This window comes from Mesorhizobium temperatum (assembly GCF_002284575.1).
In the GTDB taxonomy this organism is placed as follows: domain Bacteria; phylum Pseudomonadota; class Alphaproteobacteria; order Rhizobiales; family Rhizobiaceae; genus Mesorhizobium; species Mesorhizobium temperatum.
Genome location: NZ_NPKJ01000076.1, coordinates 1 through 25,895 on the forward strand (window position 1 = coordinate 1; position 25,895 = coordinate 25,895).

A 25,895-nucleotide genomic window follows, 5' to 3' on the forward strand; every position below is an offset into this window, starting at 1 on the left:
GCGTACTCGGCGACGATCAGATTGGCGACTGAACCGAGCAGCGTGAAATTGCCGGCCAGCGTCGAGCTCATGGCGACGACCAGCCAGGCGCGCTCGGGGTCTTCCAGGCCTGGTATGAACGGCCGCAGCGCCAGCACGGCCGGAACATTGCTCATGATGTTGGACAGCACAGCGGTGAAGCCGGACAGCCGCCAGACGTCGTCCAGCCCGAGGGTTTTTGCCGAGGCGACAATGTCGGGGCTGAGCAGCGTCTTCTCGGCGCCGGCGACGACGATGAACAGGCCGGCGAACATGAACAGCAGCGGCCCGTCAATCTCGCGGTAGATGCGCGCCGGCTTGATGGCGCGGGTCACGAGAAGAATGGCGCCGCCAATGAGCGCCGCCTTGGCAACCGGAACGCCGGCAAAGAAGGCGATCGCCAGTCCGATGCAGACGACCACCGCCTTGAGCACCTGTCCCGGCAGCATGCGGCCGCGATAGACCTCGGGGCTGAGCTCGGCCTTGCGCGCGAATTCGGCGCGATAGACGATCCGCACGATGACAATGACGGCGACGAGGCCAAACACGGCGACCGGCGCCAGGGCCGCCGAGAAGGCCGGATAGGAGATCCCCGACAGCGCGCCGATGACCATATTCTGCGGGTTGCCGGTGATGGTGGCGACACTGCCGCAATTCGACGCCGTGGCGGTAGCGATCAGATAGGGGACAGGGTTGCGGTTGATGACGCGGGTGACGTGGACGACGATCGGCGCCATGACCAGGCAGATCGCGTCATTGACCAGGAACGCTGACAGAACGCCGGTCAGCAGCGTCACCATCACCAGGAGCATTAACGGCGCATGCGCGTGCTCGATGGCAACAGCGCCGAGTGCGTGAAAGGCGCCCGACACTTTCAGATGCGCCACGACGATCATCATGCCGAGCAGCAGCGTGATGGTATCGAAACTGATGGCGCGGTAGGCTTCCTCCAGGCTGAGCGCGCCGATGGCGATCATCGCCGCACCGCCGAGCAGCGCAATGTCTGCCCGGTCAAGGCGCAAGCCGGGGAACCTGCCGACGGCAACGCCGGCATAGGTCAGGATCAGGATCAGCAGTGCCGCCGCGCCCATCAATGTCATTCGTGGAAAAGCCCCGTTCAGATCCGCCCTGCCCCGCCATTGGCGAATCGCCAATGCCCCTTCTCACTGCGGACATGAATGAACGCAAGCACAAGAGATGGCCGCGACGACGGCGAATCCTGTCTACCGAGGCGCCCGGGCGATTGGTGATACCATCGCGCGGCTGGAATCAGTGAAGGCCGAGCCGACATATTTGCGCGTGCCGATCTCGCCCATCAGAGCGAATACCGGCGCCTCGCGCTCGACCCCCGGCAATTCGAGCCACTTGCGGTGAAGGAGTCTGCACATCTGCCGCATCTACCGCGCTCCCGGCGGCGGCATGGCCAAGTGCGCATGCTTCTGGAAGATGGCAATCTTGTCGGGATAGGTAATCCGGATCTCGCGTCCGCATCCCTCGCATCTGTAGTGGGAAACGACCTGGAACCAGCTGCCGTTCTTGATGACGGCGAAATTGCATTGCGGGCATTGGAAAGTCAGGCCAACAGAGAATAGACCGGGAGAGAGGGACATTGCAGCGCTTCGCTTTCTGAAGAGCTAAAGCCGGTTTGGCTAGTCCAGCGTCTCGACGACGAAGGATGCGGCAATTAAATCGTCGGCATCGATTCTGCCCTTGCCGTCCTCCATGACGGCTGCGACCTTTCGAAAGGTCTTCAGTTCACTTTCGGTAATCCGGGCGCCGCGCATCCTCTCATTGAGGTCGGCCACGCGCATTCGCAGCGCCTGGGACGCTTCAATCTCACGGTTCGACATGATGATCATTCCTCCCTTGATGGCTCCCGCCGCACCTTTCGGCACGGCGGGCTGTCCTCCCAGTCGCTTAGGTCACTCGATGATTTTGATGATCTTGCGTGTGCCTGGATCAACGACAACAGTCCGGTTGTCGACCACCACGTAACTGTATTTGGTGTCGGGAACTTCATGAAGCTCGACCGTGTCGGGCAGGGCTGAGCCGATATTGAGCTCTACCCCAGGGATTTTCACCGATGCGAGCGGCTGCTTCTTCACATATTCCCTGATGACGGTCTCCTGTTCAGGCTCGATGACTACTACGTCCTGAGCGGCAGCGGCGCCGATACCTGCCAGCAGCAGAAACCCCGCCGCTGCAGTGGAAAGACGCATTCCCATAAGTGCCTCCTTTATGTGAGCTCCATTGCGCTGAACGGCATCGTCTTCGCGCCAAGCTCATCAAACCTCAAGCAACTGCAAATGTTCCTTCGGCGGGGCTTCGGTCTGATCCGAGGCAGGACCTAAGTCTCACCTGTTTTCGCGCAATAGCCCGGACATCGCGCCACAAGGAACTGCGGCTGCTCGTAGTAGTTGCTCGCTGTGAGTTCGCGGGAGGCGCGCATGGAAAATAGCGTCAACCAAGCCCGTTGGTTGCTCGCTCCGATCTTGGCTGCCTCCATCGCGTTCCTGGCGATTGGAATGGTCGTCAGCTAGGGACAATCGGGCTTTTGACGAATTGGAGCGAAGAACGAAACTGAGATCTGCGCAGCTAAGTCCCTTCCTGCGCTGATAAAGGACCACCCGTCATTCCTCGATTTGGCGGATGGTGCGTGCGAGCGCGACCGAGGCGTCCTCGTCGCTGGAGCCCAGCACCGAGGCGTGGCGCAGCTCTTCCTCGCCACGGAGATGCCTGATGTGGAGCCTCATGCCGCGGGCACAGCGCGGTTTGTCGCTTTTTATGCGTTCGGTGTCGACGGTCGCGCGATATGAGTTTCTGACACCCGATTTTAGAGCACTCGCCCGTCTCTCGAGCTTTCTCGAAGCGTTCTCGCAGCCGTGGATGCCCTAGCCATGGAATCCGCCAAAGCTACAAGCACGGATTCGTCTGCAGGTTTCGCGACAAAAGTACCGGCCTTGAAGGCCTCACCGCGGCCCTCGATGTCCGTGGCACTGTAAATTACAAAAGGGATATTACGGGCCACGAGTTCTTCAGCAACCGAACAGCTGATGCAGTCCTGCAAGAGCACGTCCAGGATGACGACGTCCGGCTCGACAAGGGCCAAAATTGTCGTGCACGGTTGCAACTTGGCTCTGAGGCCACCGCAAAACCAGCCTCTCTGAGTGACGCCTCGATATCGATGACGATCATCGGCTCGTCCTCAAAGATGAGCGCCAGAGACTTTCTCATGTCCTCCTCCTTTGATGGGCAGGAGCACGGTGTGCGCTGACATCCCGACAACGGCGCCCGGATAATTCCTAATCCTGTCAGGGTCAGAGTCCATACTCAATTTTTAACGAGCGAAAACAGTCACGTCGCACCTGGTCTTCCCAAAGCCTTGGAAGCGAGGCGTGCCGAAGATCGTCCTCGCCGCGCAAGTGCTTCACGCAGGCTTTCATGCCCGGTTTCACCCACTGCGTTGCCGGCCGCTTCTTCATGTCCTTGGGTGCCTCGCCGGCATGCTCCTGGACGCGCTTGCAAAGCCGCTCGCGCATCTCGCGATTGACGCTGACGAAGGCACTGCCGACATATTTCCGGGTGCCCGGCTCGCCCACGAGCGCAAACGCGGGCTTGCCTCTCCGCGCTCGACGCCAAGCAGTTCGAACTCGCTTTCCATCAGAGCCTTGACGCAACCGCCTCAGCTAATAGCCCGGACCCTGCCACGCCCAGGAGCAACAGCACGGAAAGCGCCAAGACAGCCAATAGCATGATGGGTGTTGCGTCTGGGAAGATGACGGTGATCGCGCGGGTCGACGGAGCCTCCAAAACCTCACCTCCGCCCTCGATCGACGCTTCTTTCCGCTGGCTTCTCCTCATCCCACGGGACGGGAGCCCAACCTTCTTCATGTTCCAAATTCTGGCCGAGATGTCTCCGGCAATTACCGGATCATCGGACAGATGGCCTGCAATCCATTCAGGGAGGCATTCCTCACCGCGCTCGCCCATGGCACCCCGTAACCTGTCAAACTCAACTTTTAGACTTAGTCATATCAATTTACTACCATCGGTTGCGACAGGCAAGCCTTAGCATTTCCAGAACGGAAAAAATGGTCAACGTCTACGGCTGGGCAGCGCCGGCAGCTCGCATATGAGCGCGGACGGCGGCGGCGCCTCTGGCTTCCATTCGTTTGGGCAAGCTCGCCAAGTAAGGCGATCATTCGCGCCCTCTGATGCGCAAGGCTGGCAGGTAGCGCCCGCGCCAGTTCGATCTCGTTCAATGTGTTGGCAAGGTCGTACGCCGGGCGGGGGATTTCATCGCCCATGTAGGACGGTTTGTTGGCTATCTTCTAACCGGGTTTGTCAACCAGTACCGTTCGAAAAGCCCGCGCCCCCGGGAAAGATCGCGGGCAAAGGTCTGTTGGCATCATAGCAACTGATCCAGCCTTAGTGTAGGCAACTCTCACGACCAGTGCATCGGCCAAATGGCTGAAAGCCCGCGCGCTCTACGAAGGGGAAGGACGCGGGCTGATCGGGAGGCGACACCGCAGCTTGGTTCACAGGAGAAGATGCTGCAGAAGCCGAACGCCCTCCCCGAGCCGGTGTTCCATACGGAAGCAAAAAGCCCGCCGCACCTTTCGGCACAGCGGGCGATCAGTCGTTCACCAGGCACAGGGTGGGCGGGGGTGGGTGTGCCCGGATCGTAGGAAATCCTACGCGCGCCGGCCGCGTCGCGTCTACCAACCGGCGGTTGGAATGCTCAACTCGGTTAGCCTTGCTTTACCCGGTCCTACCGCCCCAGCGCTTGTTTCGAAACCGACAGAAGTTCTTCTTCGTCCACCACTCCGGCCATGTAGTTGGCAATAATTCGGGACGCGAGCGCTTCACGTCGATGCGCAGATTCACTGTCAATCTTCAACCGCTCGAACACCCGCGCCAGTAGGGCCAACTCGGTCGGGTTGAAGACACCCGCATGCTCGGCTTTTCCACGAATCGGCATGACAAACCCCCTTCGCCCAGAGATTTTGTTCGTGCGGCATTATCATACACCAAAAAACCGCACCCCGTTGCAGAATCGCTGACGCGAGATGCGCCCTCGCGGAAGGTCTGCGAGCGGGCGAGGGCGACCTCACATCAGATCTTCAGCAACCCCGTCGAATTTCTTGAGGCCTTCGCTTGGGGGCTTCTGCTTATGAAGTCCCTGTTCCGTTGCAGCCGCCTCGAAGGCGGCGAACGCAGCTTGGTGACTGCAATGCCCGGCCAGGCATTCCTCGATCATTCGGATTGCTTCAATTCGGGACGGTTTGTCCATGGATGGCCATGGTTGCTGAAGCGCTTTCGCAGCGTCGGCTATCGACGCGACCACCATCGGCCTGTGATTCAGGTAGATTGTAATCGGGACAAACGCCGTCATTTTTGTCGCTCACCAGGATTGAAGGCGGTTAAACGCGAAGACACGGCGGTGGTTGCATCATCATCGTGAATTCGGAGCGCCGCTGCCCGACGCGATCGAGGCTGAACACGCCGTGCTTGGTGCCAAACACCCAGGGCTGCACGTCCGACGAGCCTTGATCGTTTCGGTTCCATGAACGAAGAAGCCCGCGCCCCACGGAGGGGAAGGACGCGGGCTGATCGGAGGGGACAATCCGATCTCGCAGCATTCCTATTTGCACAGGGAAAATATTACTGCAGGAGGCGAACGTCTTGCCCGTGCCAGTGTTCCATACGGAGACAAAAAAGCCCGCCGCACCTTTCGCCAAGGCGGTCGATGGAGGCCTGGATATCTATCCCTTATTGGGCCGCACCTAAATTCCAGATGTCCCGATGCAGGCGCCATGTCCCGTCGTCGCCCTTTTTCCAGACGTCGATGTACTTGCCCGCAACGGTGGAGAGGGCGCCGTCTTTGCTCGGCACATCGAGCGTAAATGCGCCAACTTCGTAGGCGAGGTTCTCGCTCTCTTCCACTTCCAGCGCCTTCAGGGTGAAATTCTTCATCCCGCCTTTGATCGCGCCCTGCCAGAATTCTTCCACGCCCTTGCGGCCATCGACGCGCTTGCCGTCGGGCGGCAGGAGGGCGGCGTCCTCGGTATATATTTGAGCCACCGCCGCGGCGTTTCCACTGTTGAAGGCGTCCGTGAATTTCGTCAGCGCCGCTTCGATGTCCTCGCGAGCCGACTGGGCGGACGCAGACAGTGCAGACGAAATAAGCAGCACAGCAGCAAATGCAAATGACTTAACCAGTCTCATCTCGTCCTCCCTTTGCGTGATCGACATATCCACCGGATGAATAGCGCCCATCCTGAGTGCGCCGCCGCGCCGCTCAATGGCCGGATCATGACTTACATTAGACTTATCTTATATTATGGCGCAAGCACCACCAGACGCTCTCGACAACAGGCCAGCAAGCGACTGCCGTGGAACCTTTCAAAGCCAAATGCCTTCACGTCGCGCGTGCCGTAGACAACGCCGACCTCTTGCCGGATTCATCGATACGACGGCCGAGATCGGCGATCTCCTGATCGCGCGCACGGATGCGCTCGCTCCACTCATTGTGCGTGACTGTGCCCGCTCGCAGATCAGCAATGGCAGCGTCGGTTCGATGCCGTCATTCTCCGCATCGAGCGGAACCCATGAGGAAGAAAATCTGTAAACGGCCCTGTAAACGGGTCGGAATGCCATTCTCCCGAAGTCGGAAATATGGCACTATGTCTTTGAAAATACTGGCGATCCCGACAGGATTCGAACCTGTGACCATCGGCTTAGAAGGCCGGTGCTCTATCCAGCTGAGCTACGGGACCGCTGGGCCGACGCTAAGGGCCGGCTGAGTTATGCGCTGGGCGCCCGGCATTTGCCGGTCAATGCGTCCAGGGGGTCCTGCGGTCATAGCGGAAATTCTCCGCATAGGAAATCTGGCGGCGCTTGGATTCCTTCGGCTCCTCGATACGGTAGGCCAGCCCCTCTTTCTCCGCATAGGCCACCGCCTCTTCCCGGGTGTCGAAGGTGAGCCTGATCTGGCTCCGCATGTCACCCGACGTGGTATAGCCCATCAGCGGATCGATTTTCTTGCGCATCTCGGGATCGAATTCCAGCACCCAGTGGCCGGTCTTGGCCTTGCCGGACTGCATCGCGGTTTTGGCTGGGCTGAAAATGCGCGCGGACATGGACACCTCGTTGCTATGTGCAAGCGGCACCGCCGCTGTATTCCCGTCATTACTGCGCAATGCCGCCGGCGGCAAGGCCGATGCCTGCCGTACCCCTTCGGTACGGCGGGCCACCGACGATGATCGCGCGGGAATCACGGCAAAAGAACCCATCCCCTCAATCAGCTTGAGCAGTTTGCTACAACGCAGAAACTAACAAGGAGCGGCTACCGCTGTGGACGTTCGCCGGCCTGACCTTGCTAGCCGGCGGGCCTGCGGTTCTCGGCATGTGGCTCGGCAGCCTGGTCTATGCGCCGCAATGGTCGGCGCTCGCGCTTGCCATCGGCGCCGGGGCGATCCTGCAGGTCATCTCGAGGTCGGCGCCTATCTGATGCGCCGCAGCCAGAAGGGTCTCGATGCCTTCTTCGCGCCGCCGGTCCTGGGTGGGCTGGCGGCCGGCGTCGCCTTCATGTATGCGACGGCCGCCTTGGTGAAGGTCTGACCGGACAGGAACCTGGGCGCCGAGACGGCGCTGCGAAACCGTTGCGCTGGACTTGGCTGGCTGCATTTCCTGCCCGCTCTCGGCCCGGGCCTACCGTTTGTTCCGTTCTCGTCTTTAAGGGGTTGCGCAGCCAAGCCCGCAACCTATAGCCCGCAAGGACTCGGGCCGCGATAATCAGCTCTTAGCGGGAGCTGCTGACGAGCACGTTGTGTCGGGTGCCCAAGGCGCTTGGCCAATCCCGAAGCAAATCGTTCTCGTCTCGCTTTGGGACAATGGGATTGGCATCTGAATTGCTACATCTGAATTGCTAATTGAGACTCGCCAGCCACAGCGCTTGCGAAGGGGACGGAAATGGGCTTAGCCGAAGACTTGTCTGATGTTGCGCTCACATTCGAATGTCCGGATTGCTCGCATCCGGCGGTAAGGAAGGGCTCTGCGCTAAAAACGATCGCGCACTTCAGATGTGACGGGTGCAACGCCAAGGTGCGGATCACTTATCCGCAGAAGCTAGCGATATTCGAAAAGCACAAGCTATTGGCTGCCCGAGGGGTGTTTGCGATTGGCTAGCTAAGCCTTTTCCAGGTTGTCGGTCGCGCGGATTTCGACGAAAACAAGATGCAGAATTCTGAGGATGGTCTCGTTGGTGACGGGCTGAGGATCGCTCAATTCAAGCAGCTTTCTTGCTGGCGAAGCGATTGACGTTCCAAGCACCGCCGCCGGTTGACGCGCCGCCGACTAGTTGAACGCGAGCCGGTAGCGCCGGAGGGCGACAAGGCGCGGCTACTTCATTGTCTATCCATGAGGAGCGCAATGAACAGCCGTGGGACTTTTGGTGGACTTTTCGTGCAACTCCCTGCCACCGTATGGCGTTCGTCCCGTTTTTGTCGTTTCGGGGGTTGCCTTCCCAAGCCCGGAACCCTATAGCCCGCAAGGCATCGGAGTGTAGCGCAGCCTGGTAGCGCATCTGGTTTGGGACCAGAGGGTCGGGAGTTCGAATCTCTCCACTCCGACCATTCATTCACCGCGACAGCCGTGCTGCCGGCGCAGCTGCGCCGGACGGCATCTGCGGCCGCGAAGCACCCAAGCGACCGACGGGCAGCCCGGATTTCCGGGCGTGCCCGCCTGAAGCTTGCGAAGCGTCAGCCTTGGATGAACGCCAGGAGATCCGGATTGATGATCTCCGGGTGGGTGGTGCACATGCCGTGCGGAAGGCCCTTGTAGACCTTGAGCGTGCCGTGTTTCACCAGCTTGGCTGCAAGCAGAGCGGAGTCGGCAATCGGCACGATCTGGTCGTCATCGCCGTGCATGATCAGGACAGGCACTTCGAGCTTCTTCAGGTCCTCGGTAAAGTCGGTCTCGGAAAAAGCCTCGATGCAGTCGTAATGGGCCTTGGCTCCGCCCATCATGCCCTGGCGCCACCAGTTGTCGACAGCCCCTTGCGAGACCTTGGCGCCCTCGCGATTGAAGCCGTAGAACGGGCCGGCCGGCACATCCCTGTAGAACTGGGCGCGGTTGGCGACCAAAGCGGCACGGAAGCCGTCGAAGACCTCGATCGGCAGGCCGCCGGGGTTGCTGTCGGTCTTGAGCATGATCGGCGGCACCGCGCCGATCAGCACCGCCTTGGCGACGCGTCCCTCGCCACCGTAGCGGGCAACGTAACGCGCCACCTCGCCGCCGCCGGTCGAGTGGCCGATATGGACGGCGTTCTTGAGATCAAGGTGAGCGACCAGAGCCGCGACATCGGCGGCATAGGTGTCCATCTCGTTGCCGGTCGCCGTCTGTGTCGAGCGACCGTGCCCGCGCCGGTCATGCGCGATCACGCGATAGCCCTTGTCGAGGAAGAACAGCATCTGGTTGTCCCAGTCGTCGGCGCTGAGCGGCCAGCCGTGATGGAACACGATTGGCTGGCCTGTGCCCCAATCCTTGTAAAAAATCTCGGTGCCGTCCTTGGTGGTGAATGTGCTCATCGTCGTACTCCTTGATGTGGTTGGCTGAATTGGTCGGGGGAAGGTTCGTTCCTTCTGTGGACAAGCTATTGCAACGGAGCCATGGTGAGGATTGGCAAAACAGACATTGTACATGGCAAAACTGACAAATGATTGCGGCGCGTGATCCGGTCGAAATCGGCCTCGTTGTATATCCTGGCGTTCAGGGAGCGGCCGTTCTTGGGCTGACCGATCTCTTCCAGCTGGCCAACCGGCTGGCTGCCGAACGGTCGCCGGACGTGCTGAGGCTTCGTGTCAGCCATTGGCAGTTGCAAGAGGCGAGCCAAACCGTCATCCGCACCTTCGACAGCGAGCCCGGCCCCGGCCATGGACCTGCCATGGTCATCTTGCCTCCGACCCTGGGTGATCCGATTCCGCGCCAGGCGGCCGCGCCCTATGCCGACTGGCTCAGGGCCCGCCATGCGGCGGGCGCGACGCTCGGCTCGGTCTGCGCCGGCGCCTTCGTGCTTGCCGAGACCGGTCTGCTGTCGGGTCGTGCGGCGACCACGCACTGGGCCTATCGCGACGCGCTGGCGATACGCTTCCCCGACATCGTGCTGGATGCCGACAAGCTGGTCATCGACGATGGCGACATCATCACCGCCGGCGGCTACATGGCCTGGACCGATCTCGGCCTGAAGCTCGTCGACAGGGTGCTCGGGCCGACCGTGATGATAGAAACCGCCCGCTTCATGCTGGTGGACCCGCCGGGGCGCGAGCAACGCTTCTATAGCCCCTTTGCTCCCAGGCTGAGCCATGGCGACAAAGCTATCCTCAAAGTGCAGCACTGGCTCCAGGCGAGAGGCGCGCGCGATGTGACGCTTGCCACCATGGCGGAGCATGCGGCCTTGGAGGAGCGGACCTTTCTGCGCCGCTTTCGCAACGCCACCGGCCTCAAGCCCACCGAGTATTGCCAGCACCTGCGCATCGGCAAGGCACGTGAGATGCTGGAAGCGACGACCCGATCCATAGACCAGATCGCCTGGGATGTCGGCTATGACGATCCCGGCTCCTTCCGCAAAGTTTTCGCCAGGATAACCGGCCTGGTGCCCGGCGATTACCGCAGGCGCTTCGGCGTGGAACGGGCGGCGCCGCCGGACGGTGGATCTGAACGTGGCGGCGGTGGCGGCACGACCCGACGGCTGCGCGTGGCGATCGGACTGAAACGGAAGCGCGGGGTGAGCCAATGACTGACCGATCAATCACGAGTTGCGACGAATGCGGCAGCACATATTTCGTCGAAAGCAGCGCAATGACCAGCCTTTGTGCTGAATGCGCGTTTCATCTCTATGGATACCCCGCCTGCGAACATCAGTTCGAAAACGGCCGACGCACAGGCTGCGGGTGGGATGTCTCTCGGTCAAAATCTATCGCCGACATTATCTCGTGGGAGAGCTCATAGCTGGGAGCGTCGACCTCGTAGCATCGTCGCGCGCATCTGGCGCGAGATAACCCATGTTTAAAGAGCGCTTTCGACGAGACGATTTGCCTGTCCCTCAACCTGAGCGCCAAATTCTGCAATGGCAAACGAAATGATGCTGCTTAGGCGTGGCGCCATGCGTCGGTCACGGTGGTAGATGAGAGACATGGGCCGTTCATTCAGGTGCCAATCCGGGAAAAGCCGGACGAGAAGGCCAGCGCGTATATCCGAAGTCAGCAGTATGGATGGTTGCATAATCACGCCCAACCCAGCACGCGCAGCCATGCGGACAGCCTGACCACTATTGACGGTGATCGAGATTTTGGGAGCGACTTCGACCAGATCCTTGCCTTTCGATAGCCTCCAGGGCGACCGGGCTGCAGGGGTAAAGCCGATGGCTTCGTGGACGGAAAGCTCGCGAGGATGATCCGGGGTGCCCCTGCGGGCAAGGTAATCCGGTGCAGCACAAATCATCATTCGATAGGGAGCAAGGTGACGAGCAATAAGGCGGCTATCCGGCAACGCTCCAATGCGAAACGCGATGTCGAAGCCTTCTTCCACGATATCGACATTGCGGTCGGTCAATGTGATGTCCAGCGTCACGTCAGGGGCAATGTCGCGATAACGCTGCAAAGCTGGCATTAAAACCTCCGTCCCAAAAGTCGTCGGCGCTGTGATCCTCAATTGCCCGCGAGGTTTCGTCTGAGATGCCTCTGCGTCCTGATCCGCAACAGCCACACGATCCAGGATGTCCCGGCACTGCTCGACATAGCTCGTGCCAAAATCCGTCAAGCTCTGGCGGCGGGTGGTCCTATTCAGAAGGCGTGTGCCGAGCCGCTCCTCCAGCGCGGCCACATGTTGCCCACCATCGCTGGCGATATGCCGAGTTTTGCCGAAGCAGCGCTCATTGAGCCCCCTTGGACCGTCGCCACAAAAACCTGCATGGAGCGAAAAAGACCCATTCGATATTTCTGCTTTCAAATGAATAAGCGTTTTGCCGAATTATCATGAGATAGCACAGGAATTACAGCTGCCATGTTGCAATTCATCGAAGGAACAAAGACATGGCACAAACCAGATTCATGGGCAAAACGGCTCTAGTTACCGGTGCGGGAACGGGTATGGGGCGGGCCGCTGCCCTTCGGCTGGCCGACGAAAGTGCACAGATTGCCCTTGTCGGACGCCGTTACGATCCGATCAGCCAATTGCAGGCGGACATCGAGGCAGCAGGCGGCGACGCAGTCGCGATTGCTTGCGATATTGCTGACAATGATGCAGTCGCGGCGACTGTAGGGAAGACAATTGAACGCTTCGGGAGACTGGATGCCGTATTCGCCAATGCCGGAATTTTGGGCGACTTCAAACCATTGGCAGTGACCGACGCGGATGATTTCGACGTGTTGATCGGCACCAACATTCGGGGGACGTTCTTTACGATCAAGCATTGCCTGCCGTTTCTGGAAGGCGGCAGCATACTCATCAACGCCTCCTGGACGGCGGGCGCAGTGATGCCGGGGGCCGGGGCTTACGCGAGTACAAAGGGCGCATTGCTTGCCATGATGCGTACGTTCGCGGTCGAGCAAGGCCCTCGGAACATCCGGATCAATGCCATCAATCCGGGTATCATTCTGACCCCGATGGCGGATGATGTCATAAACCCTGTTTTTGCCAAGCGCCTGGCCGACCACACGCCCCTCCGCCGTAACGGCGTATCAGAAGATATCGCAGGTACAGTTGCTTGGTTACTTTCAGACGATGCAAACTTCGTCACGGGGCAAGAGATCACTGTCGATGGTGGGTACACTATCGGGGTCTCCGGCCGTAGCTTGATCCACCGACGCACCAATTCTCTCGGCTGTCCCTTTGCCTCTGTAACGGATACCTGCATCGGCCCCTCTTCTAAGGTCCATATTTACGATGAAAATAGACCATTCAACGGTCCATTATAACGGCCAAAGACGGCGCGGGACTGCGATTATCCGTAAGCGCGGTTGCCAGTGCGGTATACGCGACTGGCGACCCCTCATTGAAGGCAAGCTCGCCGGGAAGAGAACCCCAACCGCCTCATCTCCCGGCGAGCCTACAACCTGATTTGATACGCAATCAGGACCGGGGTTAGCCGGCAAGGCTGACGTTGCAAGATGGATGCCAGTCATCGTTTCCCGAAATGGGACACCGGCCGGAGCTTTTTTCCTTCTCCCCTTGTGGGAGAAGGTGGCCGAGCCCACGGGTCTTGCCTCCGGCAAGCCCGAGGACAGGCTCCGCTCGGTCGGATGAGGGGTGTTCCAGATTGGCGGACACCCCCGTCCAAATCGGGCGCACTGCGACAGGATCGCCAGCGCCTCATTTCTTCCAGCACCCTCATCCGGCTCGGCGCGGCGCGCNATTGGCGGACACCCCCGTCCAAATCGGGCGCACTGCGACAGGATCGCCAGCGCCTCATTTCTTCCAGCACCCTCATCCGGCTCGGCGCGGCGCGCCGATCCACCTTCTCCCACAAGGGGAGAAGGGAAGTTCTCCCACCGCCTAAATCTCGAACTCGCCCTGCCCCTCATCCATGGCGCTGACGGTTTCGGCGGCGAGCGCCCTTGTGATCGGCGTCTTGCGCTCGAGCGCGGTGCGATCCAGCCGCTCCACCACGCGCATCGCGGTTGCCAGCGAGCGTTCGATGCGGCGCACCAGATATTGCACGACATGCGGCTCGACCTCGACCTGGCGGTCGGCGAACAGTTTGGTGATGACGCCGGCCAGCAAGTGATCGTCGGGCTCGTGGATCTCGACCGTCGCCGCCGCCTTCAGCCGCGAAGCGAGGTCCGGAAGCCTGACGCCCCAGGCGGACGGAAAGCGCCGCGCGGTCAGCAGCAAGGTCGAGCCGGCTCCGCGCACCGCGTTGATCAGATGGAACAGCCCCTCTTCATCTACCGGACCGGCATCGACATCGTCGATCAGGGCCGGCCGCGCGCCGAGGCTCGCCATGCAGTCGCCGATCCGCCCGGCGTCGACCTTCACTGCTCCGGCGCGGGCGCGCCAGATCGAGGCCAGGTGGGTTTTTCCAGAGCCCGCCGGACCGGCGAGCACAACCACCGGCGATGGCCAGTCCGGCCAGCGATCGACCAGCGACACCGCTTGGCTGTTGGTGCCGGAGACGACGAGCTCGTCGCGCGAATAGCCGGTGCCGTGGCCGAGATCGAGCGGCAACTGGCGCGGCGGGTCGATCTTGTTGTCCGGCATCTGGCTCAACTGCGCGGCCCACCGCTCCCGCGGCGACGCGCCGGCAGCGGCGGGACAGGTTCGGTGTTGTGGCCCTTGTAGAGCGGCGACTCCAGGTATCGAGCGATGGCAAAACGCACCAGAACGGCAATGGCGGCCGAGGCCGGCACGGCGATCAGCAAGCCGACGAAGCCGAACAGCGCGCCGAAGGCAAACAGCGAAAACATCAGCCACACCGGATGCAGGCCGACGCTTTTGCCGACCAGCCTCGGCTGCAGGATGTTGCCCTCGATGAACTGGCCGACGAAGAACACGCCGGCCACCGCCGCGACCATGGTCCAGTCCGGCCAGAACTGGACGAAGCCGACGCCGACGGCCAGCACCAGCCCGGTCAGCGAGCCGACATAGGGAATAAAGGAGATCAGCCCGGCGAACAGGCCGATGAGGATGCCGAAATTCAGGCCGGTCAAGGTCAGGCCGGTGGCGTACATGGCGCCCAGTACCAGGCACAGCGTGCCCTGGCCGCGCACAAAGCCGGCGGTGGCGGTGTTGATGTCGTTGGCGATTGCCCTGACGGTCTGGACATAGTCGCGCGGCACCCAGCTGTCGACGATCGCCACCATGCGGTCCCAGTCGAGCAGCATGTAGAAGGCAACGACGGGCGTGACGACGAACAGGCTGACCACCGACACCAGCGCCATGCCGGAGCTCCAGATCGAGGTGAACACCGTGGTCAGGAGGCCGAAGCCGGAGGTCAGCAGCGAGTTCAACCCTTCGCGCAGGCCATTGGCGTCGACGCCGAATTGCTCTTCCAGCCATCTCGGATCGAAGCTGGTGATCAGGCTCTGCAGCCGGGTCAGGTATTCCGGCAGCTTGCTGGCGAAATCAGCCATCTGCGAAGCCAGCACCGGAATGAGGATGACGAAGGCCAGCACCAGAACGATGATGAAGGCAAACAGGATGACAATCGTCGCCATCAGCCTGGACAGGCCGAGCCGCTGCAGCCGGTCGGCGACCGGGTCGAGGAAGTAGGCGAGCACCATGCCGGCGACGAACGGCAGCAGGATGCCGCTGAAGACATAGAGGAAGATCGCGAGGATGATGGCGCTGATCAACCAGAAGCGGATTTGACGGCGAAACACGCCAGACGCGGCAGCATCGGCAGCGGCAACCTCGGCTGCCGCGTCGATGTCCTGGTCAGGTGCCCGGTTTGGAGCCTTCGCCATAGCCGCTCATATGCCTCAGCCAAGCCACGAGATAGGCCGCGGCCGAAGCCACGGTCAAGACCCCGGACAGCAATATGAGCATCGGCCTGAGCGGGTCGAGATCGATGGCGAGGGCCAGTTCGCCCAGCACCACCGCCGCCAGCCCGATCTGGATGGCGGTGTTGGCCTTCGATACGAACAGCGGCTTCATCTCGACCGGGTGGGTCATGACGGTGGACAGAACGACGGCGCAGACGATCAGCGCATCGCGCGACACCATGGTGACGACCAGCCACAGCGGCAATTCACCGATGAAGCCCAGCACCACGAACACCGAGACCAGCAGCAATTTGTCGGCCATCGGATCGAGATAAGCGCCAAGCTGCGAAAACTGGTTGAAATGGCGGGCAATGAAGCCGTCGACGCCGTCGGAAATGCCGGCGATCAGGAAACCGGCGAAAGCCCAGTCCCAGCGCGCCTGCAGCATGGCCAGCACCACGCCCGGCACCAGCACGAAACGCATGATCGTGATCATGTTGGGGATGGTCAAACGCATATCCCGTCGCTTCTGTTTTGATGATACATGATGGAGATGGGAGGCTGCGGCAAGTGAGAAGCGACGCAGAAAGCTGCCAATCTCCCCGTTGTGGAGCAGAGATTGGCTGTCTTCAAGGCTTTCGCCAATCGCCAACGTTGGAGATTTGCCTGAAGCCGCTGTCCACGCTTTTGTGATGCCGAAAGTGCCTGAGCCAGCCGTTATCCTTGCGAGGCGCAGCCGTTCATGCGAAGAGCCCCGGAAAGCAGGAAAGAGTGATGAGCAAGCGCAAGAACGGGCTCACCTATGCCGAGGCGGGTGTCGACATCGATGCCGGCAACCTCATGGTCGAGAAGATCAAGCCGCTGGTGCGCGCGACGCGCCGGCCGGGCGCCGATGGCGAGATCGGCGGCTTCGGCGGCCTGTTCGACCTCAAGGCCGCCGGCTTCACCGACCCGGTGCTGGTCGCCGCCAATGACGGCGTCGGCACCAAGCTGAAGATCGCCATCGATGCCGGCAAGCACGACACGATCGGCATCGACCTTGTCGCCATGTGCGTCAACGACATCGTCGTGCAGGGCGCCGAGCCATTGTTCTTCCTCGACTATTTCGCCACCGGCAAGCTCGACCCCGACCAGGGTGCGGCGATCGTCGGCGGCATCGCCGAGGGCTGCCGGCAGGCCGGATGCGCGCTGATCGGCGGCGAGACGGCGGAAATGCCCGGCATGTATCACGGCAACGACTACGACCTCGCCGGCTTTGCCGTGGGCGCGGCCGAACGCGGCCAGCTGCTGCCGACCGACGACATCGTCGAGGGCGACGTGCTGTTGGGGCTGGCCTCGTCGGGCGTGCATTCAAATGGCTTTTCGCTGGTCCGCCGCATCGTCGCCACCAGCGGCCTTGCGTGGACCGATCCAGCGCCCTTCAACGATGAAGCCACGCTGGCCGAGGCGCTGCTCGAGCCGACCCGCATCTACGTCAAGTCGATCCTCAAGGCGATCCGTAACACGCATGGCATCAAAGCGCTGGCCCATATCACCGGCGGCGGTTTCCCGGAAAACATCCCGCGCGTCCTGCCGAAGGATTTTTCGGCCGAGCTCGACCTCGACGCCATCGAGGTGCCGGCGGTGTTCTCATGGCTGGCGAAGACCGGCGGCGTGGCGCCCGAAGAGATGATGCGCACCTTCAACTGCGGCGTCGGCATGATCCTCGTCGTCGCCTCCGGCCAGGCGGCGCAGGTCGCGGCCGTGCTGCAGGAGGTCGGCGAGAGCGTGACGCCGATCGGCCGCATCGTGCCGCGCCGCAACGCCGGCGTGATCTATCGGGGCTCGATCGGCCTATGAGCATGCGCAAACGCATCGTGGTGCTGATTTCGGGACGCGGCTCCAACATGACGGCGCTGATCGCCGCGGCCAGCAACCCGGACTATCCGGCCGAGATCGTCGGCGTCATTTCCGACCGGGCCAATGCCGCCGGTCTCGGTATCGCGGCGGCGCGCGGCATCGCGACCAAGGTGATTTCGCGAGCCGACTATAGCAGCAAGGAAGCGCATGACGGGGCGATCGACGCCGCACTTGTCTCGTTCGGCGCCGAGATCGTGGCACTGGCCGGTTACATGCGCATCCTCGGCGCGCGCTTCGTCGAGAAGTGGTTGGGACGGATGATCAACATCCACCCTGCCCTGTTGCCGGCCTTCAAGGGGCTGGATACGCATGCGCGAGCTATCCGCGCGGGCATCCGCATCCATGGCTGCACGGTACATTTCGTCACGCTGGACATGGATGACGGCCCGATCATCGCCCAGGCCGCCGTGCCGGTGATGGTCGGCGACAATGAGGACATGCTCGCCGCGCGTGTGTTGAAGGCCGAGCACCGGCTTTATCCGCTGGCGCTCGGGCTGGTCGCCGAAGGCAAGGCACGGATGGAAGGCGGCCGCACCGTGCTTGCCCACTTCGCCGACGATGCCGACAACAGCACCTCCGTGGTGATGGCGCCCGATCCGCTGCGCGAGGAGACCGACCTCGAGCATCTGGCGCGCATCACGCCCTGAGACCCATCCTTAAAGATGGTGGCAATTTTTGCTACCATCGTGGCAAGGAGACAGGTTGATGGTGGCAATTTTTGCTACCATCGTGGCAAGGAGACAGGTTGATGGCGACAGTCGAAAAAGTCAGCGTGGCGCTTCCCCCGGAACTGCTGGACATCGTCAAGAGCGCGGTGGCCAGCGGGCAATACGGTTCGGCAAGCGAAGTGATCCGCGAGGCTCTCCGCGAATGGCGCCTTCGCCAGCCCTTGCGCGAGGCGGAAGCGCAGCGGCTGCGGAAAGCCTGGACGGAAGGGCCGGAGAGCGGCCCGTTCGCGCCTTTCGACATTGAGGACATCAAGCTAAAGGCGCACAGCCGGTTCAGCGACGCTGCCGAAAAAATACAACGGCGTGGCTGACATCCTCATTGTCCGCAGCCCGGCCGCCGAAGACGATCTGATCGACATCTGGTTTGGCATTGCGGCGGAGCTTGCCGCGGACCGCTTTCTTGACGCGATTGCGGCGCGCATCCTGCAATTTGGAGACATTCCCGCAATCCGGTCGCCAGAGACCCGACATCCGTCCCGAAGTGCGAGCATTGACGATCGGCAATTATCTCGTGCTTTATCGCCTTGCGAACAGCGCGTCGAAGTCGTTCGCGTCGCGCATGGCGCACGCGACGTCTCAACATTATTTTGACAGATGCAGACAGGCAAATGGATCTCTTCGACAGCGCTATGCGGGCAAAAGGTGATCTGGCCGGTGCCTTCGAGTATGATGAGGCAGACAATCCAACGAATGCCACGGCATACTTCTATCTGTATCGAATCGAGGACGGGCGAGTAGGTTCTGTCATCGATGCAATTCACATTCGATCGGGCGATTGGGCCATTACTGAAGCAGACATTTCGGTCAGGTGGGATAAGGATGAACGGCGCGTAGGTTTGTTCATCTTTGGTGCGCTTTGGGCGACCTTTGATACCGCCATGGGCACAAAACATGGCGGCGGATATGGGAAAGACTTTCAGCCCGACATTCCTTGGTCTTAAATTGAACTCATGAAACAACTCCTTCTTCTGCGTCATGCCAAGTCGAGCTGGGACGATCCTGACCTTATTGACTTCGACCGGCCGCTTTCCGGGCGCGGGCTGAAGGCCGCCCCGCTGGTCGGGCGCGAACTGGCCAGGCAGGGCTGGCTTCCCGATCTGGCGCTGGTGTCGCCGGCGCTGCGCAGCCGCGACACGTGGCGGCTGGTCTCGGCGGAATTGCCGGCGAAAACACCGGCCAAATTCGTCCAGGCGCTCTACGAGGCCAGTGCGGCAGACGTTCTCGCCAAGGTACGGCAGGCAAATGCGGCAACAAGCAGCCTTTTGGTGATTGGCCATAATCCCGGCCTGGAGGAATTCGCGCGCCGGCTTGCCGGCGCCGAATCGGATGCCGCGGCACTCAAAAAGCTTGAAGAAAAATTCCCGACGACGGCCCTCGCCCGCTTCGTTTTCGACGGTGACTGGGCACGGCTGGCCCTCGGCGATGCGCGGCTGACACACTGCGTTTGGCCGAAGGATCTGCGCTAAACGAGGGCTGTGACTTGATCTGCAAAAGCAAGAACGGGGAGGATTTCGCGTCGTCCGGACCACCCCGAGGTGGGTTGGCGATGCGGCGGTTTCCAATCACGAAGATGTTCCGCCCGCACCCTGAACCGGGTGCTTGAAATCCGCCAAAAGGCTTCCTTCGCCATAATTTTTCACATCCTCTTCAACATGTTAGGCAAATACGCCTGCCGCGTGGCGCGGCCATCTTGCTGAGCTGGCGTTCACTCGGTCTTGCACGATGCGTCAATAGAAACGAACCGATCGGTTCGATTTTCCCGCTGACGCGCAAATGAAGGCATATAACTGCCGGCTTTCGTTTGCCGCTTAGACGTGGACGTCACCGAAGGAGAGTTCGCCGTCGTCGCCGGCAGTCAGGAACGCCGTGACCAGCAGGCCGGCATAGAAGGCGGCGACCAGCACGACGATGCCCACGCCGGGAATGGGCCCTAGGGCAGCGCCGGCAACGGCCTCGCGCACCGAACCGACGAAGTCGATGCGGACACCTTCGGTTAGAAGACTGGGGGTCGACAGTTTGAGGATCCATGCCAGCAGCAGGATCAGCAGCATGTGGATGTAGTTTCGACGCAGACGGCGCGCCAACGCCGCTCGTTGCGAAATGAGGAATTTTGGAGTGCGCAGGCTTTCGCCGACGACCAACAGCCAATCGGACGCGAAGTCCGGCTGCGGCGAGAATATCTGCGCGAAATAGTGCCGTTCGAACTGACGCACGCGGGCCCGGTAAACGTCGAAGAAGCGATATCGCCGCGCTTCTATCCACAGCAGCAACAGGACAAGCAGCATAGCAAAAAGCAGCACGCCGTGATGCGCGCTGGCTGTCGAAAGCGAGATGGACAACATCGCCGCAACGACCGTTATCGCCCAATTGCTCGTCCGGTCCAGGCGGTCGCGCCACCCCGTCATGCGCAGAATCTCGGCGCGATGAAAGTGCGACATCGTGGTCACGAGTTCGCCGGGCGAAAGCGTTCTTCCAATGGGGTCCGGCGCTGCCAACGCTTCTGCCATTACCATGTCTCCACCCGCCACGCAAAAACGGCTGGATGGATATATCGTTCCGAAGCCTCACTTCGCCGCGCGCAGCCAGACCTTGTTGTCGTGGAACGCAGCACCGCCATAGGGCGCCGGCGCATCGGCGCCGGTCAGGACGTTGATGCCCTCGCCGCGCTCGTGGGCGCTGTTGGGCCAGATGCCTTCGGCGACCACGACGCCGCGCTTGACGCCGTCGAACAATCTTGCGTGCAGCACGACTTCGCCGCGCGCATTGCCGATCTCGACCCGGTCGCCATTGGCCAGCCCATAGGCTGCCGCATCGTCCGGATGCAAAAGCAGTTCCGGCCGGCCCTCCTTGGCCTTCGACACCGGCGTCTCCGAAAAAGTCGAGTTGAGGAAATTGCGCGCCGGCGAGGTGGTCAGCCGGAACGGATGCGCCGCATCCGCCACCTCGATCAGGTCGACGTGGTCGGGAAATTCCGGCAGGCTTGCCACCGGCCCGAACAGGCCCATGCTTCGAGGCGGCCGGTTGGGCGCCGCCTGCCCGGTCCAGTCGGCACGGAAGCGGAATCTTCCGTCCGCGTGGCCGAAGCCGTTGATAAAATGCGCCGCCTCGAAATCCGGCTGCAAGTCGACCCACTTCTCTTCCTTGAGGCTCGAAAAACTACCCAGGCCGCGCTTGCCCAAAATGATGTCGATATGCTGCTGCTCGGTCATGCCGAAGCCGGGCTTGTCGCCAACACCAAGCCTTTTACCGAGTTCCTCGATGACGAAATGGTTGCTGCGCGGCCCTTCCGGCGGGTCGATCAGCTTCGGACCGAGCGTGATGTGCTGGTTGCCGCCGCCCTTGTAGACATCATCATGCTCGAGGAACATTGTCGCCGGCAGCACGACATCGGCGAGTTTTGCGGTGTCGGTCATGAACTGCTCGTGCACGCAGGAAAACAGGTCGTCGCGCAGAAAACCCTGCTTCACCAGCCGCTGCTCCGGCGCGACATTGACCGGATTGGTGTTCTGGATCAGCAGCGCGGTCACCGGCGGGCCGCCATAGAGCGCATCCGCCGCCCCGGTCAGCACCGGGCCGATTCGCGAATGGTCGAGGTGGCGGATCGCGGGGTCGCGCATCCGCGTGCCTTCCAGCAGTTCCTGGTTGAGCTTGAAGATGCCCGAATTGGAATGGAAGGCGCCGCCGCCCTCATATTGCCAGCAGCCGGTGACCGCGGCGATCGAGGCCGCGGCATGCATGTTGACCGAGCCGTTGCGCTGGCGCGAGAAGCCGTAGCCGAGGCGGAAATAGGTTTTCTTGGTCGTGCCGACGAGGCGGGCGAAGGCCTCGATCTCCTCGACCGAAAGCCCGGTGATATCAGCCGCCCATTGCGGCGTCCTCGTCTGAAGATGCGCTTCCAGACCGTGCGGATCGTCGGTGTATTTTTCCAAATAGGCGCGGTCTGCCATGCCGTCACGGAACAGCACATGCATCACCGCGCAGGCCAGCGCGCCATCGGTGCCGGGCTTCAGCACCAGGCCGAGATCGGCCTGCTTCATCGTCGCGTTTTCGTAGACGTCGATGACGACGATTTTTGCGCCGCGTTCCTTGCGCGCCTTGATCGCGTGGGTCATGACGTTGACCTGAGTGACCACGGCATTGGTGCCCCAGACCACCACGCAGTCGGACTTGGCCATCTCGCGCGGGTCGGGACCGCGCAACGCGCCGGCGCCCATCATCCAGCCGGTCCAGGCCAGATTGGTGCAGATCGACCCGAAGAAGCCGGAATACTTTTTCGCGTGGCGCAGCCGCTCGATGCCGTCGCGCTGCACCAGCCCCATCGTGCCGGCATAGTAATAGGGCCAGACCGTCTCCGAGCCGTATTTTGCCTCGGCCTCGATAAACTTTTCGGCGACGAGGTCGAGTGCGGCCTCCCAGCTCGCTTCCTTCCAGGTGCCATCGCCCTTGGCGCCGGCACGGATCAGCGGCTTCAGCAGACGGTCGGGATGATGGACGCGGTCGGCGTAACGGGCGACCTTGGCGCAGATGACGCCTGATGTGTAGCTGTTGGCCTTGGCGCCATGGACGCGGCCGATGCGCTTGCTGTCGAGCAGCTCGACCTCGAGCGCGCAGGTCGACGGGCAATCATGCGGACAGGCCGAATGGCCGATCCTGAGCTTGGCGTGCTGATTCATGGGGCGAGATTAGCGGGTTCCGGACACGGCGTGTAGGGCCAGATCGCGCCTTCCCTTCTCCCCCTTGTTGTGGGAGAAGGTGGCCGAGCCCACGGGTCTTGCCTCCGGCAAGCCCGAGGACAGGCTCCGCTCGGTCGGATGAGGGGGTGTTCCAGCCTGGCATCGCCGGCAATCCGTCCAACACCCCTCTTCCGGCTCGGCGCTACGCGCCGATCCACCTTCTCCCACAAGGGGAGAAGGCAAAGGGGCGTCGCGCTACTCCGCCGTGCCTTCCTCGTATTCCGCCGACATCGACAGCCATTTTTCCTCGTGGGCGGCCAGCGTCTGGGCCAGTTGCGAGCGCTCCTTGGCAAGCCGTGTCGCCGTCGACGGGTCCTTTTCATAGACCGCCGGATTGGCGAGCTCGTCCTCGATCAAGTCGATGCGCTTGCGGATGCGGTCCATCAGCGCTTCGGTGGCGCGGATCTCCTTGGCCAGCGGCTCGAAGGTGGCGCGGCGAGCGGCCGCATCGCGGCGGCGGTCGGCCTTCGAGGCTTTTTCGGCCTCGCGCTTGCCGCGGCGGTCGCCTGACACGCCGGTGACCAGCGTCTTGTAGTCATCAAGGTCGCCGTCATAGGGGTTGACCGTCCCGTCCTTGACCAGCCACAGCCGGTCGGCCGTCGCCTCGAGCAGATGGCGGTCGTGCGAGATCAGGATGACGGCGCCGGGAAATTCGTTCAGCGCATGGATCAGCGATTCACGGCTGTCGATATCGAGATGGTTGGTCGGTTCGTCGAGGATGAACAGGTTTGGCCCCTCGAATGCCGACAGGCCCATCAGCAGCCGCGCCTTCTCGCCGCCGGACAGGTCCTTGGCGGCGGTGTTCATCTTCTCGGTGGTCAGGCCGAACTGGGCGACGCGGCCGCGCACCTTCGATTCCGGCGCTTCCGGCATCAGCCGGCGGACATGCTCATAGGCGTTTTCATTCGGTCGGAGATCGTCGAGCTGATGCTGGGCAAAGATCGCCACCTTCAGGCCGGGCGCCACCGTCATGGTGCCGGTCTCCTGCTTCAGGCGGCCGGACAGCAATTTGGCGAAGGTCGACTTGCCGTTGCCGTTGGCACCGAGCAGCGCGATGCGATCGTCGGCATCGATGCGCAGCGTCATCTTCTTCAGGATCGGCTCACACTGGACATAGCCGACATTGACGTTGTTGAGCGCAATGATCGGCGAGGCCACGGTCTTCACCGGCTCGGGAAAGGAGAACGGCCGCACGTTGTCGTTCACAATTGCGGCGATCGGCTTCATCTTCTCCAGCGCCTTGATGCGCGACTGGGCCTGTCTCGCCTTGGAAGCTTTGGCGCGGAAGCGCTCGACGAAGGACTCCATGTGCTTGCGCGCGGCTTCCTGCTTGACCCTGCCCTTCTCCTGCAATTCGCGCTGCTCGGTGTATTGGCGCTCGAACTGGTCGTAGCCGCCGCGCCAGAAGGTCAGCTTCTTCTGGTCGAGATGGACGATCGAGTTGACGGCGCGGTTGAGCAGGTCGCGGTCGTGCGAGATCAGCAGCACCGTGTGCGGATATTTCGACACGTAGTTTTCCAGCCATAGCGTGCCTTCGAGGTCGAGATAGTTGGTCGGCTCGTCGAGCAGCAGCAGATCGGGCTCGGCAAACAGCACAGCGGCGAGTGCGACGCGCATGCGCCAGCCGCCAGAGAAGGACGAGGCCGGCCGCCGCTGGGCGTCGTCGTCGAAGCCGAGGCCGGCGAGGATGGTGGCGGCACGCGACTCGGCCGAATGGGCGTCGATATCGGCCAGCCGCATGTGGATGTCGGCGATGCGGTGCGGATCGGTCGCCGTCTTTTCCTCCTCGAGCAGTGCGGAGCGTTCAAGGTCGGCCTTGAGCACGATCTCGATCAGCGGCTCCTCGGTGCCGGGCGCTTCCTGCGCCACCTGGCCGATGCGCGTGTTCTTCGGCAGGCCGATCGAGCCGGTCTCGGAGGCGAGGTCGCCGGTGATCGCCTTGAACAAAGTCGTTTTGCCGGTGCCGTTGCGACCGACAAGCCCTGCCTTGCTGCCGGCCGGCAAGGTCAGCGAGGCATGGTCAAGAAGCAGGCGTCCGGCCATGCGGAGCGAAAGGTCGTTAATGATCAGCATGGCCGCGCTTTTGCACGGGACGTCAGCGCTTCGCAAGACCTTGAGCGCCGGTTGGCCGGATAAGGCATGAAAATGCCAGGCGCGGCCGGTTGCTTTATGCCGCGGTGGGGAAGACGATTGATCCGATCGCCGGCCTCGCCGGATCAGAGGGCCAGCTTTGAATTGGGCCGGGAACCTGCTGCGACGGCGCGGCGCCTGGCGAGCATCGACTTCTCGCATCTGAAAATTGCGGTTTTGTCACATTTGTCAGTTGATTGACTGTTCAAGGCGGTGGTCTTCCGCGATCACCCCATGACGCAACGGCAAGACTCAGCTATCTCTAGGTATGCGGCGGACCTGATACCCGCCTGGCCGGCGTCATCGCTCCCCTCCCAAGCGGCGCCGGCCACCTTTCCTAAAGCGTTCCATCACTGCGCCGGCGGCGTGCCGGGTTGATCATCGCCTGACGTCGATTTGGGTGCAGGGTCGACCTGCGGGTTTTGATCGGCGCCGGGGGCCTTTGTCGGTGGGATGTTGTTATCGCAAGCCGCGACAGCCAGCGCTGCCGCCAAAACGAGCCAGGTCGGGGCCAGAAAAATTGAGAGCTTGTTCATCGCTACCTCCTGTCACCGGGCAAACGAGACGGTGCCGATTTGGTTGCACGCTCAGGCAGAGCTCGGGGCCTTTGGAAAGCGGGGAACAAAACGCGGCCTCTTCGGTTGGTTCATACCAGTGGAGAAAATCATGATCCGTCTGCTCATAGCCGGGGCCGCCATTTACGTGGCCTACCGCATAGTCAGGGAAATCATTGACGAAGTGCCCGACGATTTCGATCCGCTGTTGCTGCCGCCTCCCGATGACGACAAGTCGTTGCCGCGGCAGTCGGCGGCGATGGGCGTAGAGCCCCAGCGCTAGGCCCAGTTCATCGGCTGGTGCGCCAGTAGAATCGGACGCATCGGTCGCAACTTTCACGTCGAAAGCGT

The 25,895-nt window shown here is 61.8% G+C and carries 29 protein-coding genes, 2 tRNA genes and 1 pseudogene; 11 read left to right on the top strand and 21 right to left on the bottom strand.

The window, feature by feature from the left end; translation table 11 throughout:
- The 12 genes from CIT26_RS33515 to CIT26_RS33570 all read right to left on the bottom strand — a co-directional run.
- Nucleotides 1-1,118, bottom strand: a 1,118-nt coding sequence (locus tag CIT26_RS33515) for an anion transporter (protein ID WP_143747976.1), incomplete at its 3' end; no start/stop codon positions are given.
- 123 nt (nt 1,119-1,241) lie between these two features.
- A complete protein-coding gene (locus CIT26_RS38115; protein WP_245319662.1) occupies nt 1,242-1,406 on the bottom strand; it encodes a hypothetical protein in 165 nt (54 codons plus the stop codon).
- A gap of 261 nt (nt 1,407-1,667) precedes the next feature.
- Nucleotides 1,668-1,868 carry a hypothetical protein gene (locus tag CIT26_RS33525; RefSeq protein ID WP_095496791.1) on the bottom strand — a complete coding sequence of 67 codons (201 nt, stop codon included), beginning with the start codon at nt 1,866-1,868 and terminating at the stop codon, nt 1,668-1,670.
- 72 nt (nt 1,869-1,940) lie between these two features.
- Complete coding sequence (locus CIT26_RS33530) at nt 1,941-2,243, bottom strand: DUF1236 domain-containing protein (protein WP_095496567.1); 303 nt, start codon at nt 2,241-2,243, stop codon at nt 1,941-1,943.
- Nucleotides 2,244-2,648: 405 nt separating this feature from the next.
- Nucleotides 2,649-2,771 carry a hypothetical protein gene (locus CIT26_RS38395; protein ID WP_280951152.1) on the bottom strand — a complete coding sequence of 41 codons (123 nt, stop codon included), beginning with the start codon at nt 2,769-2,771 and terminating at the stop codon, nt 2,649-2,651.
- A 564-nt stretch (nt 2,772-3,335) separates the two neighbouring features.
- A complete protein-coding gene (locus tag CIT26_RS33540) occupies nt 3,336-3,617 on the bottom strand; it encodes a hypothetical protein (RefSeq protein ID WP_245319663.1) in 282 nt (93 codons plus the stop codon).
- 61 nt (nt 3,618-3,678) lie between these two features.
- Nucleotides 3,679-4,008, bottom strand: coding sequence for a hypothetical protein (locus CIT26_RS33545; RefSeq protein WP_143747977.1), 330 nt, complete (start codon nt 4,006-4,008; stop codon nt 3,679-3,681).
- A 781-nt stretch (nt 4,009-4,789) separates the two neighbouring features.
- A complete protein-coding gene (locus CIT26_RS33550) occupies nt 4,790-4,999 on the bottom strand; it encodes a hypothetical protein (RefSeq protein ID WP_095496570.1) in 210 nt (69 codons plus the stop codon).
- Nucleotides 5,000-5,128: 129 nt separating this feature from the next.
- A complete protein-coding gene (locus tag CIT26_RS33555; protein ID WP_095496571.1) occupies nt 5,129-5,413 on the bottom strand; it encodes a DUF982 domain-containing protein in 285 nt (94 codons plus the stop codon).
- Between the two features lie 377 nt (nt 5,414-5,790).
- Nucleotides 5,791-6,297 (bottom strand): YybH family protein, encoded by a 507-nt coding sequence (locus tag CIT26_RS33560; RefSeq protein ID WP_095496572.1) that lies wholly within the window; start codon nt 6,295-6,297, stop codon nt 5,791-5,793.
- Between the two features lie 423 nt (nt 6,298-6,720).
- Nucleotides 6,721-6,797: transfer RNA gene (locus CIT26_RS33565), tRNA-Arg, on the bottom strand.
- A 57-nt stretch (nt 6,798-6,854) separates the two neighbouring features.
- Nucleotides 6,855-7,160, bottom strand: coding sequence for an ETC complex I subunit (locus CIT26_RS33570; RefSeq protein WP_095496792.1), 306 nt, complete (start codon nt 7,158-7,160; stop codon nt 6,855-6,857).
- A gap of 197 nt (nt 7,161-7,357) precedes the next feature.
- Here CIT26_RS33570 and CIT26_RS33575 point away from each other — a divergent pair.
- Nucleotides 7,358-7,641 (top strand): annotated as a pseudogene (locus CIT26_RS33575) (ZIP family metal transporter); the annotation flags it as partial.
- Nucleotides 7,642-8,577: 936 nt separating this feature from the next.
- Nucleotides 8,578-8,654, top strand: a tRNA-Pro gene (locus tag CIT26_RS33585).
- A 126-nt stretch (nt 8,655-8,780) separates the two neighbouring features.
- On the opposite strand, the gene CIT26_RS33590 is transcribed toward CIT26_RS33585, so the two are convergent.
- Nucleotides 8,781-9,608, bottom strand: a complete 828-nt coding sequence (locus CIT26_RS33590; protein ID WP_095496574.1) for an alpha/beta fold hydrolase — start codon at nt 9,606-9,608, stop codon at nt 8,781-8,783.
- Between the two features lie 128 nt (nt 9,609-9,736).
- Here CIT26_RS33590 and CIT26_RS33595 point away from each other — a divergent pair, with 128 nt between their 5' ends.
- Nucleotides 9,737-10,816, top strand: coding sequence for a GlxA family transcriptional regulator (locus CIT26_RS33595; protein WP_095496575.1), 1,080 nt, complete (start codon nt 9,737-9,739; stop codon nt 10,814-10,816).
- Nucleotides 10,817-11,085: 269 nt separating this feature from the next.
- Here the strand turns inward: CIT26_RS33595 and CIT26_RS33605 are convergent, their stop codons facing one another.
- Nucleotides 11,086-12,027: a LysR substrate-binding domain-containing protein gene (locus CIT26_RS33605; protein ID WP_245319664.1), complete on the bottom strand. Its 942-nt coding sequence runs from the start codon at nt 12,025-12,027 to the stop codon at nt 11,086-11,088.
- Between the two features lie 83 nt (nt 12,028-12,110).
- Here CIT26_RS33605 and CIT26_RS33610 point away from each other — a divergent pair, with 83 nt between their 5' ends.
- Nucleotides 12,111-12,995: an SDR family NAD(P)-dependent oxidoreductase gene (locus tag CIT26_RS33610; RefSeq protein WP_095496577.1), complete on the top strand. Its 885-nt coding sequence runs from the start codon at nt 12,111-12,113 to the stop codon at nt 12,993-12,995.
- A gap of 577 nt (nt 12,996-13,572) precedes the next feature.
- On the opposite strand, the gene hdaA is transcribed toward CIT26_RS33610, so the two are convergent.
- From hdaA to CIT26_RS33625, 3 genes are read right to left on the bottom strand one after another with little or no spacing between them, the layout of a single operon-like run.
- Entirely contained in the window at nt 13,573-14,277 is a 705-nt protein-coding gene (hdaA, locus tag CIT26_RS33615) for a DnaA regulatory inactivator HdaA (RefSeq protein WP_095496578.1), read from the bottom strand.
- Between the two features lie 5 nt (nt 14,278-14,282).
- Entirely contained in the window at nt 14,283-15,482 is a 1,200-nt protein-coding gene (locus CIT26_RS33620; protein ID WP_095496579.1) for an AI-2E family transporter, read from the bottom strand.
- Nucleotides 15,454-16,011 carry a CDP-alcohol phosphatidyltransferase family protein gene (locus tag CIT26_RS33625; protein ID WP_095496793.1) on the bottom strand — a complete coding sequence of 186 codons (558 nt, stop codon included), beginning with the start codon at nt 16,009-16,011 and terminating at the stop codon, nt 15,454-15,456. Before CIT26_RS33625 ends, CIT26_RS33620 begins: the two co-directional genes overlap by 29 nt.
- Nucleotides 16,012-16,274: 263 nt before the next feature.
- Here CIT26_RS33625 and purM point away from each other — a divergent pair, with 263 nt between their 5' ends.
- The 6 genes from purM (at nt 16,275) to CIT26_RS33655 (ending at nt 19,593) form a co-directional block, all read left to right on the top strand.
- Nucleotides 16,275-17,339, top strand: coding sequence for a phosphoribosylformylglycinamidine cyclo-ligase (purM, locus tag CIT26_RS33630; RefSeq protein WP_095496580.1), 1,065 nt, complete (start codon nt 16,275-16,277; stop codon nt 17,337-17,339).
- Nucleotides 17,336-18,046, top strand: coding sequence for a phosphoribosylglycinamide formyltransferase (gene purN, locus CIT26_RS33635; protein ID WP_095496581.1), 711 nt, complete (start codon nt 17,336-17,338; stop codon nt 18,044-18,046). Before purM ends, purN begins: the two co-directional genes overlap by 4 nt.
- 101 nt (nt 18,047-18,147) lie before the next feature.
- Nucleotides 18,148-18,438: a type II toxin-antitoxin system ParD family antitoxin gene (locus CIT26_RS33640; RefSeq protein WP_095496582.1), complete on the top strand. Its 291-nt coding sequence runs from the start codon at nt 18,148-18,150 to the stop codon at nt 18,436-18,438.
- A gap of 119 nt (nt 18,439-18,557) precedes the next feature.
- A complete protein-coding gene (locus tag CIT26_RS38590; RefSeq protein WP_342587054.1) occupies nt 18,558-18,773 on the top strand; it encodes a hypothetical protein in 216 nt (71 codons plus the stop codon).
- Nucleotides 18,736-19,068: a hypothetical protein gene (locus tag CIT26_RS33650; RefSeq protein WP_095496583.1), complete on the top strand. Its 333-nt coding sequence runs from the start codon at nt 18,736-18,738 to the stop codon at nt 19,066-19,068. The genes CIT26_RS38590 and CIT26_RS33650 overlap by 38 nt, the downstream gene beginning before the upstream one ends.
- 9 nt (nt 19,069-19,077) lie before the next feature.
- On the top strand, nt 19,078-19,593 hold the full coding sequence (locus CIT26_RS33655) for a SixA phosphatase family protein (protein WP_095496584.1): 516 nt from the start codon (nt 19,078-19,080) through the stop codon (nt 19,591-19,593).
- A gap of 342 nt (nt 19,594-19,935) precedes the next feature.
- On the opposite strand, the gene CIT26_RS33660 is transcribed toward CIT26_RS33655, so the two are convergent.
- The 4 genes from CIT26_RS33660 to CIT26_RS33675 all read right to left on the bottom strand — a co-directional run bounded on the left by CIT26_RS33660 (nt 19,936) and on the right by CIT26_RS33675 (nt 25,526).
- The gene (locus tag CIT26_RS33660) at nt 19,936-20,634 is read right to left on the bottom strand and encodes a DUF2270 domain-containing protein (protein WP_095496585.1); all 699 of its coding nucleotides are present in this window, start codon (nt 20,632-20,634) and stop codon (nt 19,936-19,938) included.
- A 57-nt stretch (nt 20,635-20,691) separates the two neighbouring features.
- The gene (locus tag CIT26_RS33665) at nt 20,692-22,800 is read right to left on the bottom strand and encodes a molybdopterin-containing oxidoreductase family protein (protein ID WP_095496586.1); all 2,109 of its coding nucleotides are present in this window, start codon (nt 22,798-22,800) and stop codon (nt 20,692-20,694) included.
- A 255-nt stretch (nt 22,801-23,055) separates the two neighbouring features.
- On the bottom strand, nt 23,056-24,933 hold the full coding sequence (locus tag CIT26_RS33670) for an ABC-F family ATP-binding cassette domain-containing protein (protein WP_095496587.1): 1,878 nt from the start codon (nt 24,931-24,933) through the stop codon (nt 23,056-23,058).
- Between the two features lie 407 nt (nt 24,934-25,340).
- Nucleotides 25,341-25,526: a hypothetical protein gene (locus CIT26_RS33675; protein WP_095496588.1), complete on the bottom strand. Its 186-nt coding sequence runs from the start codon at nt 25,524-25,526 to the stop codon at nt 25,341-25,343.
- A gap of 130 nt (nt 25,527-25,656) precedes the next feature.
- Here CIT26_RS33675 and CIT26_RS36935 point away from each other — a divergent pair, with 130 nt between their 5' ends.
- Nucleotides 25,657-25,827 carry a hypothetical protein gene (locus CIT26_RS36935; RefSeq protein ID WP_095496589.1) on the top strand — a complete coding sequence of 57 codons (171 nt, stop codon included), beginning with the start codon at nt 25,657-25,659 and terminating at the stop codon, nt 25,825-25,827.
- Nucleotides 25,828-25,895: the final 68 nt, after the last annotated feature.

Excerpts from the sequence above, each read along its gene's own strand:
- CIT26_RS38115 (WP_245319662.1), bottom strand. The coding sequence starts at position 1,406 with ATGTGCAGACTCCTTCACCGCAAGTGGCTCGAATTGCCGGGGGTCGAG.
- CIT26_RS33525 (WP_095496791.1), bottom strand. The coding sequence starts at position 1,868 with ATGTCGAACCGTGAGATTGAAGCGTCCCAGGCGCTGCGAATGCGCGTG.
- CIT26_RS33530 (WP_095496567.1), bottom strand. The coding sequence starts at position 2,243 with ATGGGAATGCGTCTTTCCACTGCAGCGGCGGGGTTTCTGCTGCTGGCA.
- CIT26_RS38395 (WP_280951152.1), bottom strand. The coding sequence starts at position 2,771 with ATGAGGCTCCACATCAGGCATCTCCGTGGCGAGGAAGAGCTGCGCCAC.
- CIT26_RS33545 (WP_143747977.1), bottom strand. The coding sequence starts at position 4,008 with ATGGGCGAGCGCGGTGAGGAATGCCTCCCTGAATGGATTGCAGGCCAT.
- CIT26_RS33550 (WP_095496570.1), bottom strand. The coding sequence starts at position 4,999 with ATGCCGATTCGTGGAAAAGCCGAGCATGCGGGTGTCTTCAACCCGACC.
- CIT26_RS33555 (WP_095496571.1), bottom strand. The coding sequence starts at position 5,413 with ATGACGGCGTTTGTCCCGATTACAATCTACCTGAATCACAGGCCGATG.
- CIT26_RS33560 (WP_095496572.1), bottom strand. The coding sequence starts at position 6,297 with ATGGGCGCTATTCATCCGGTGGATATGTCGATCACGCAAAGGGAGGAC.
- CIT26_RS33570 (WP_095496792.1), bottom strand. The coding sequence starts at position 7,160 with ATGTCCGCGCGCATTTTCAGCCCAGCCAAAACCGCGATGCAGTCCGGC.
- CIT26_RS33590 (WP_095496574.1), bottom strand. The coding sequence starts at position 9,608 with ATGAGCACATTCACCACCAAGGACGGCACCGAGATTTTTTACAAGGAT.
- CIT26_RS33595 (WP_095496575.1), top strand. The coding sequence starts at position 9,737 with ATGATTGCGGCGCGTGATCCGGTCGAAATCGGCCTCGTTGTATATCCT.
- CIT26_RS33610 (WP_095496577.1), top strand. The coding sequence starts at position 12,111 with ATGGCACAAACCAGATTCATGGGCAAAACGGCTCTAGTTACCGGTGCG.
- hdaA (WP_095496578.1), bottom strand. The coding sequence starts at position 14,277 with ATGCCGGACAACAAGATCGACCCGCCGCGCCAGTTGCCGCTCGATCTC.
- CIT26_RS33620 (WP_095496579.1), bottom strand. The coding sequence starts at position 15,482 with ATGGCGAAGGCTCCAAACCGGGCACCTGACCAGGACATCGACGCGGCA.
- purM (WP_095496580.1), top strand. The coding sequence starts at position 16,275 with ATGAGCAAGCGCAAGAACGGGCTCACCTATGCCGAGGCGGGTGTCGAC.
- purN (WP_095496581.1), top strand. The coding sequence starts at position 17,336 with ATGAGCATGCGCAAACGCATCGTGGTGCTGATTTCGGGACGCGGCTCC.
- CIT26_RS33640 (WP_095496582.1), top strand. The coding sequence starts at position 18,148 with ATGGCGACAGTCGAAAAAGTCAGCGTGGCGCTTCCCCCGGAACTGCTG.
- CIT26_RS33650 (WP_095496583.1), top strand. The coding sequence starts at position 18,736 with ATGGATCTCTTCGACAGCGCTATGCGGGCAAAAGGTGATCTGGCCGGT.
- CIT26_RS33655 (WP_095496584.1), top strand. The coding sequence starts at position 19,078 with ATGAAACAACTCCTTCTTCTGCGTCATGCCAAGTCGAGCTGGGACGAT.
- CIT26_RS33660 (WP_095496585.1), bottom strand. The coding sequence starts at position 20,634 with ATGGCAGAAGCGTTGGCAGCGCCGGACCCCATTGGAAGAACGCTTTCG.
- CIT26_RS33665 (WP_095496586.1), bottom strand. The coding sequence starts at position 22,800 with ATGAATCAGCACGCCAAGCTCAGGATCGGCCATTCGGCCTGTCCGCAT.
- CIT26_RS33670 (WP_095496587.1), bottom strand. The coding sequence starts at position 24,933 with ATGCTGATCATTAACGACCTTTCGCTCCGCATGGCCGGACGCCTGCTT.
- CIT26_RS33675 (WP_095496588.1), bottom strand. The coding sequence starts at position 25,526 with ATGAACAAGCTCTCAATTTTTCTGGCCCCGACCTGGCTCGTTTTGGCG.
- CIT26_RS36935 (WP_095496589.1), top strand. The coding sequence starts at position 25,657 with ATGATCCGTCTGCTCATAGCCGGGGCCGCCATTTACGTGGCCTACCGC.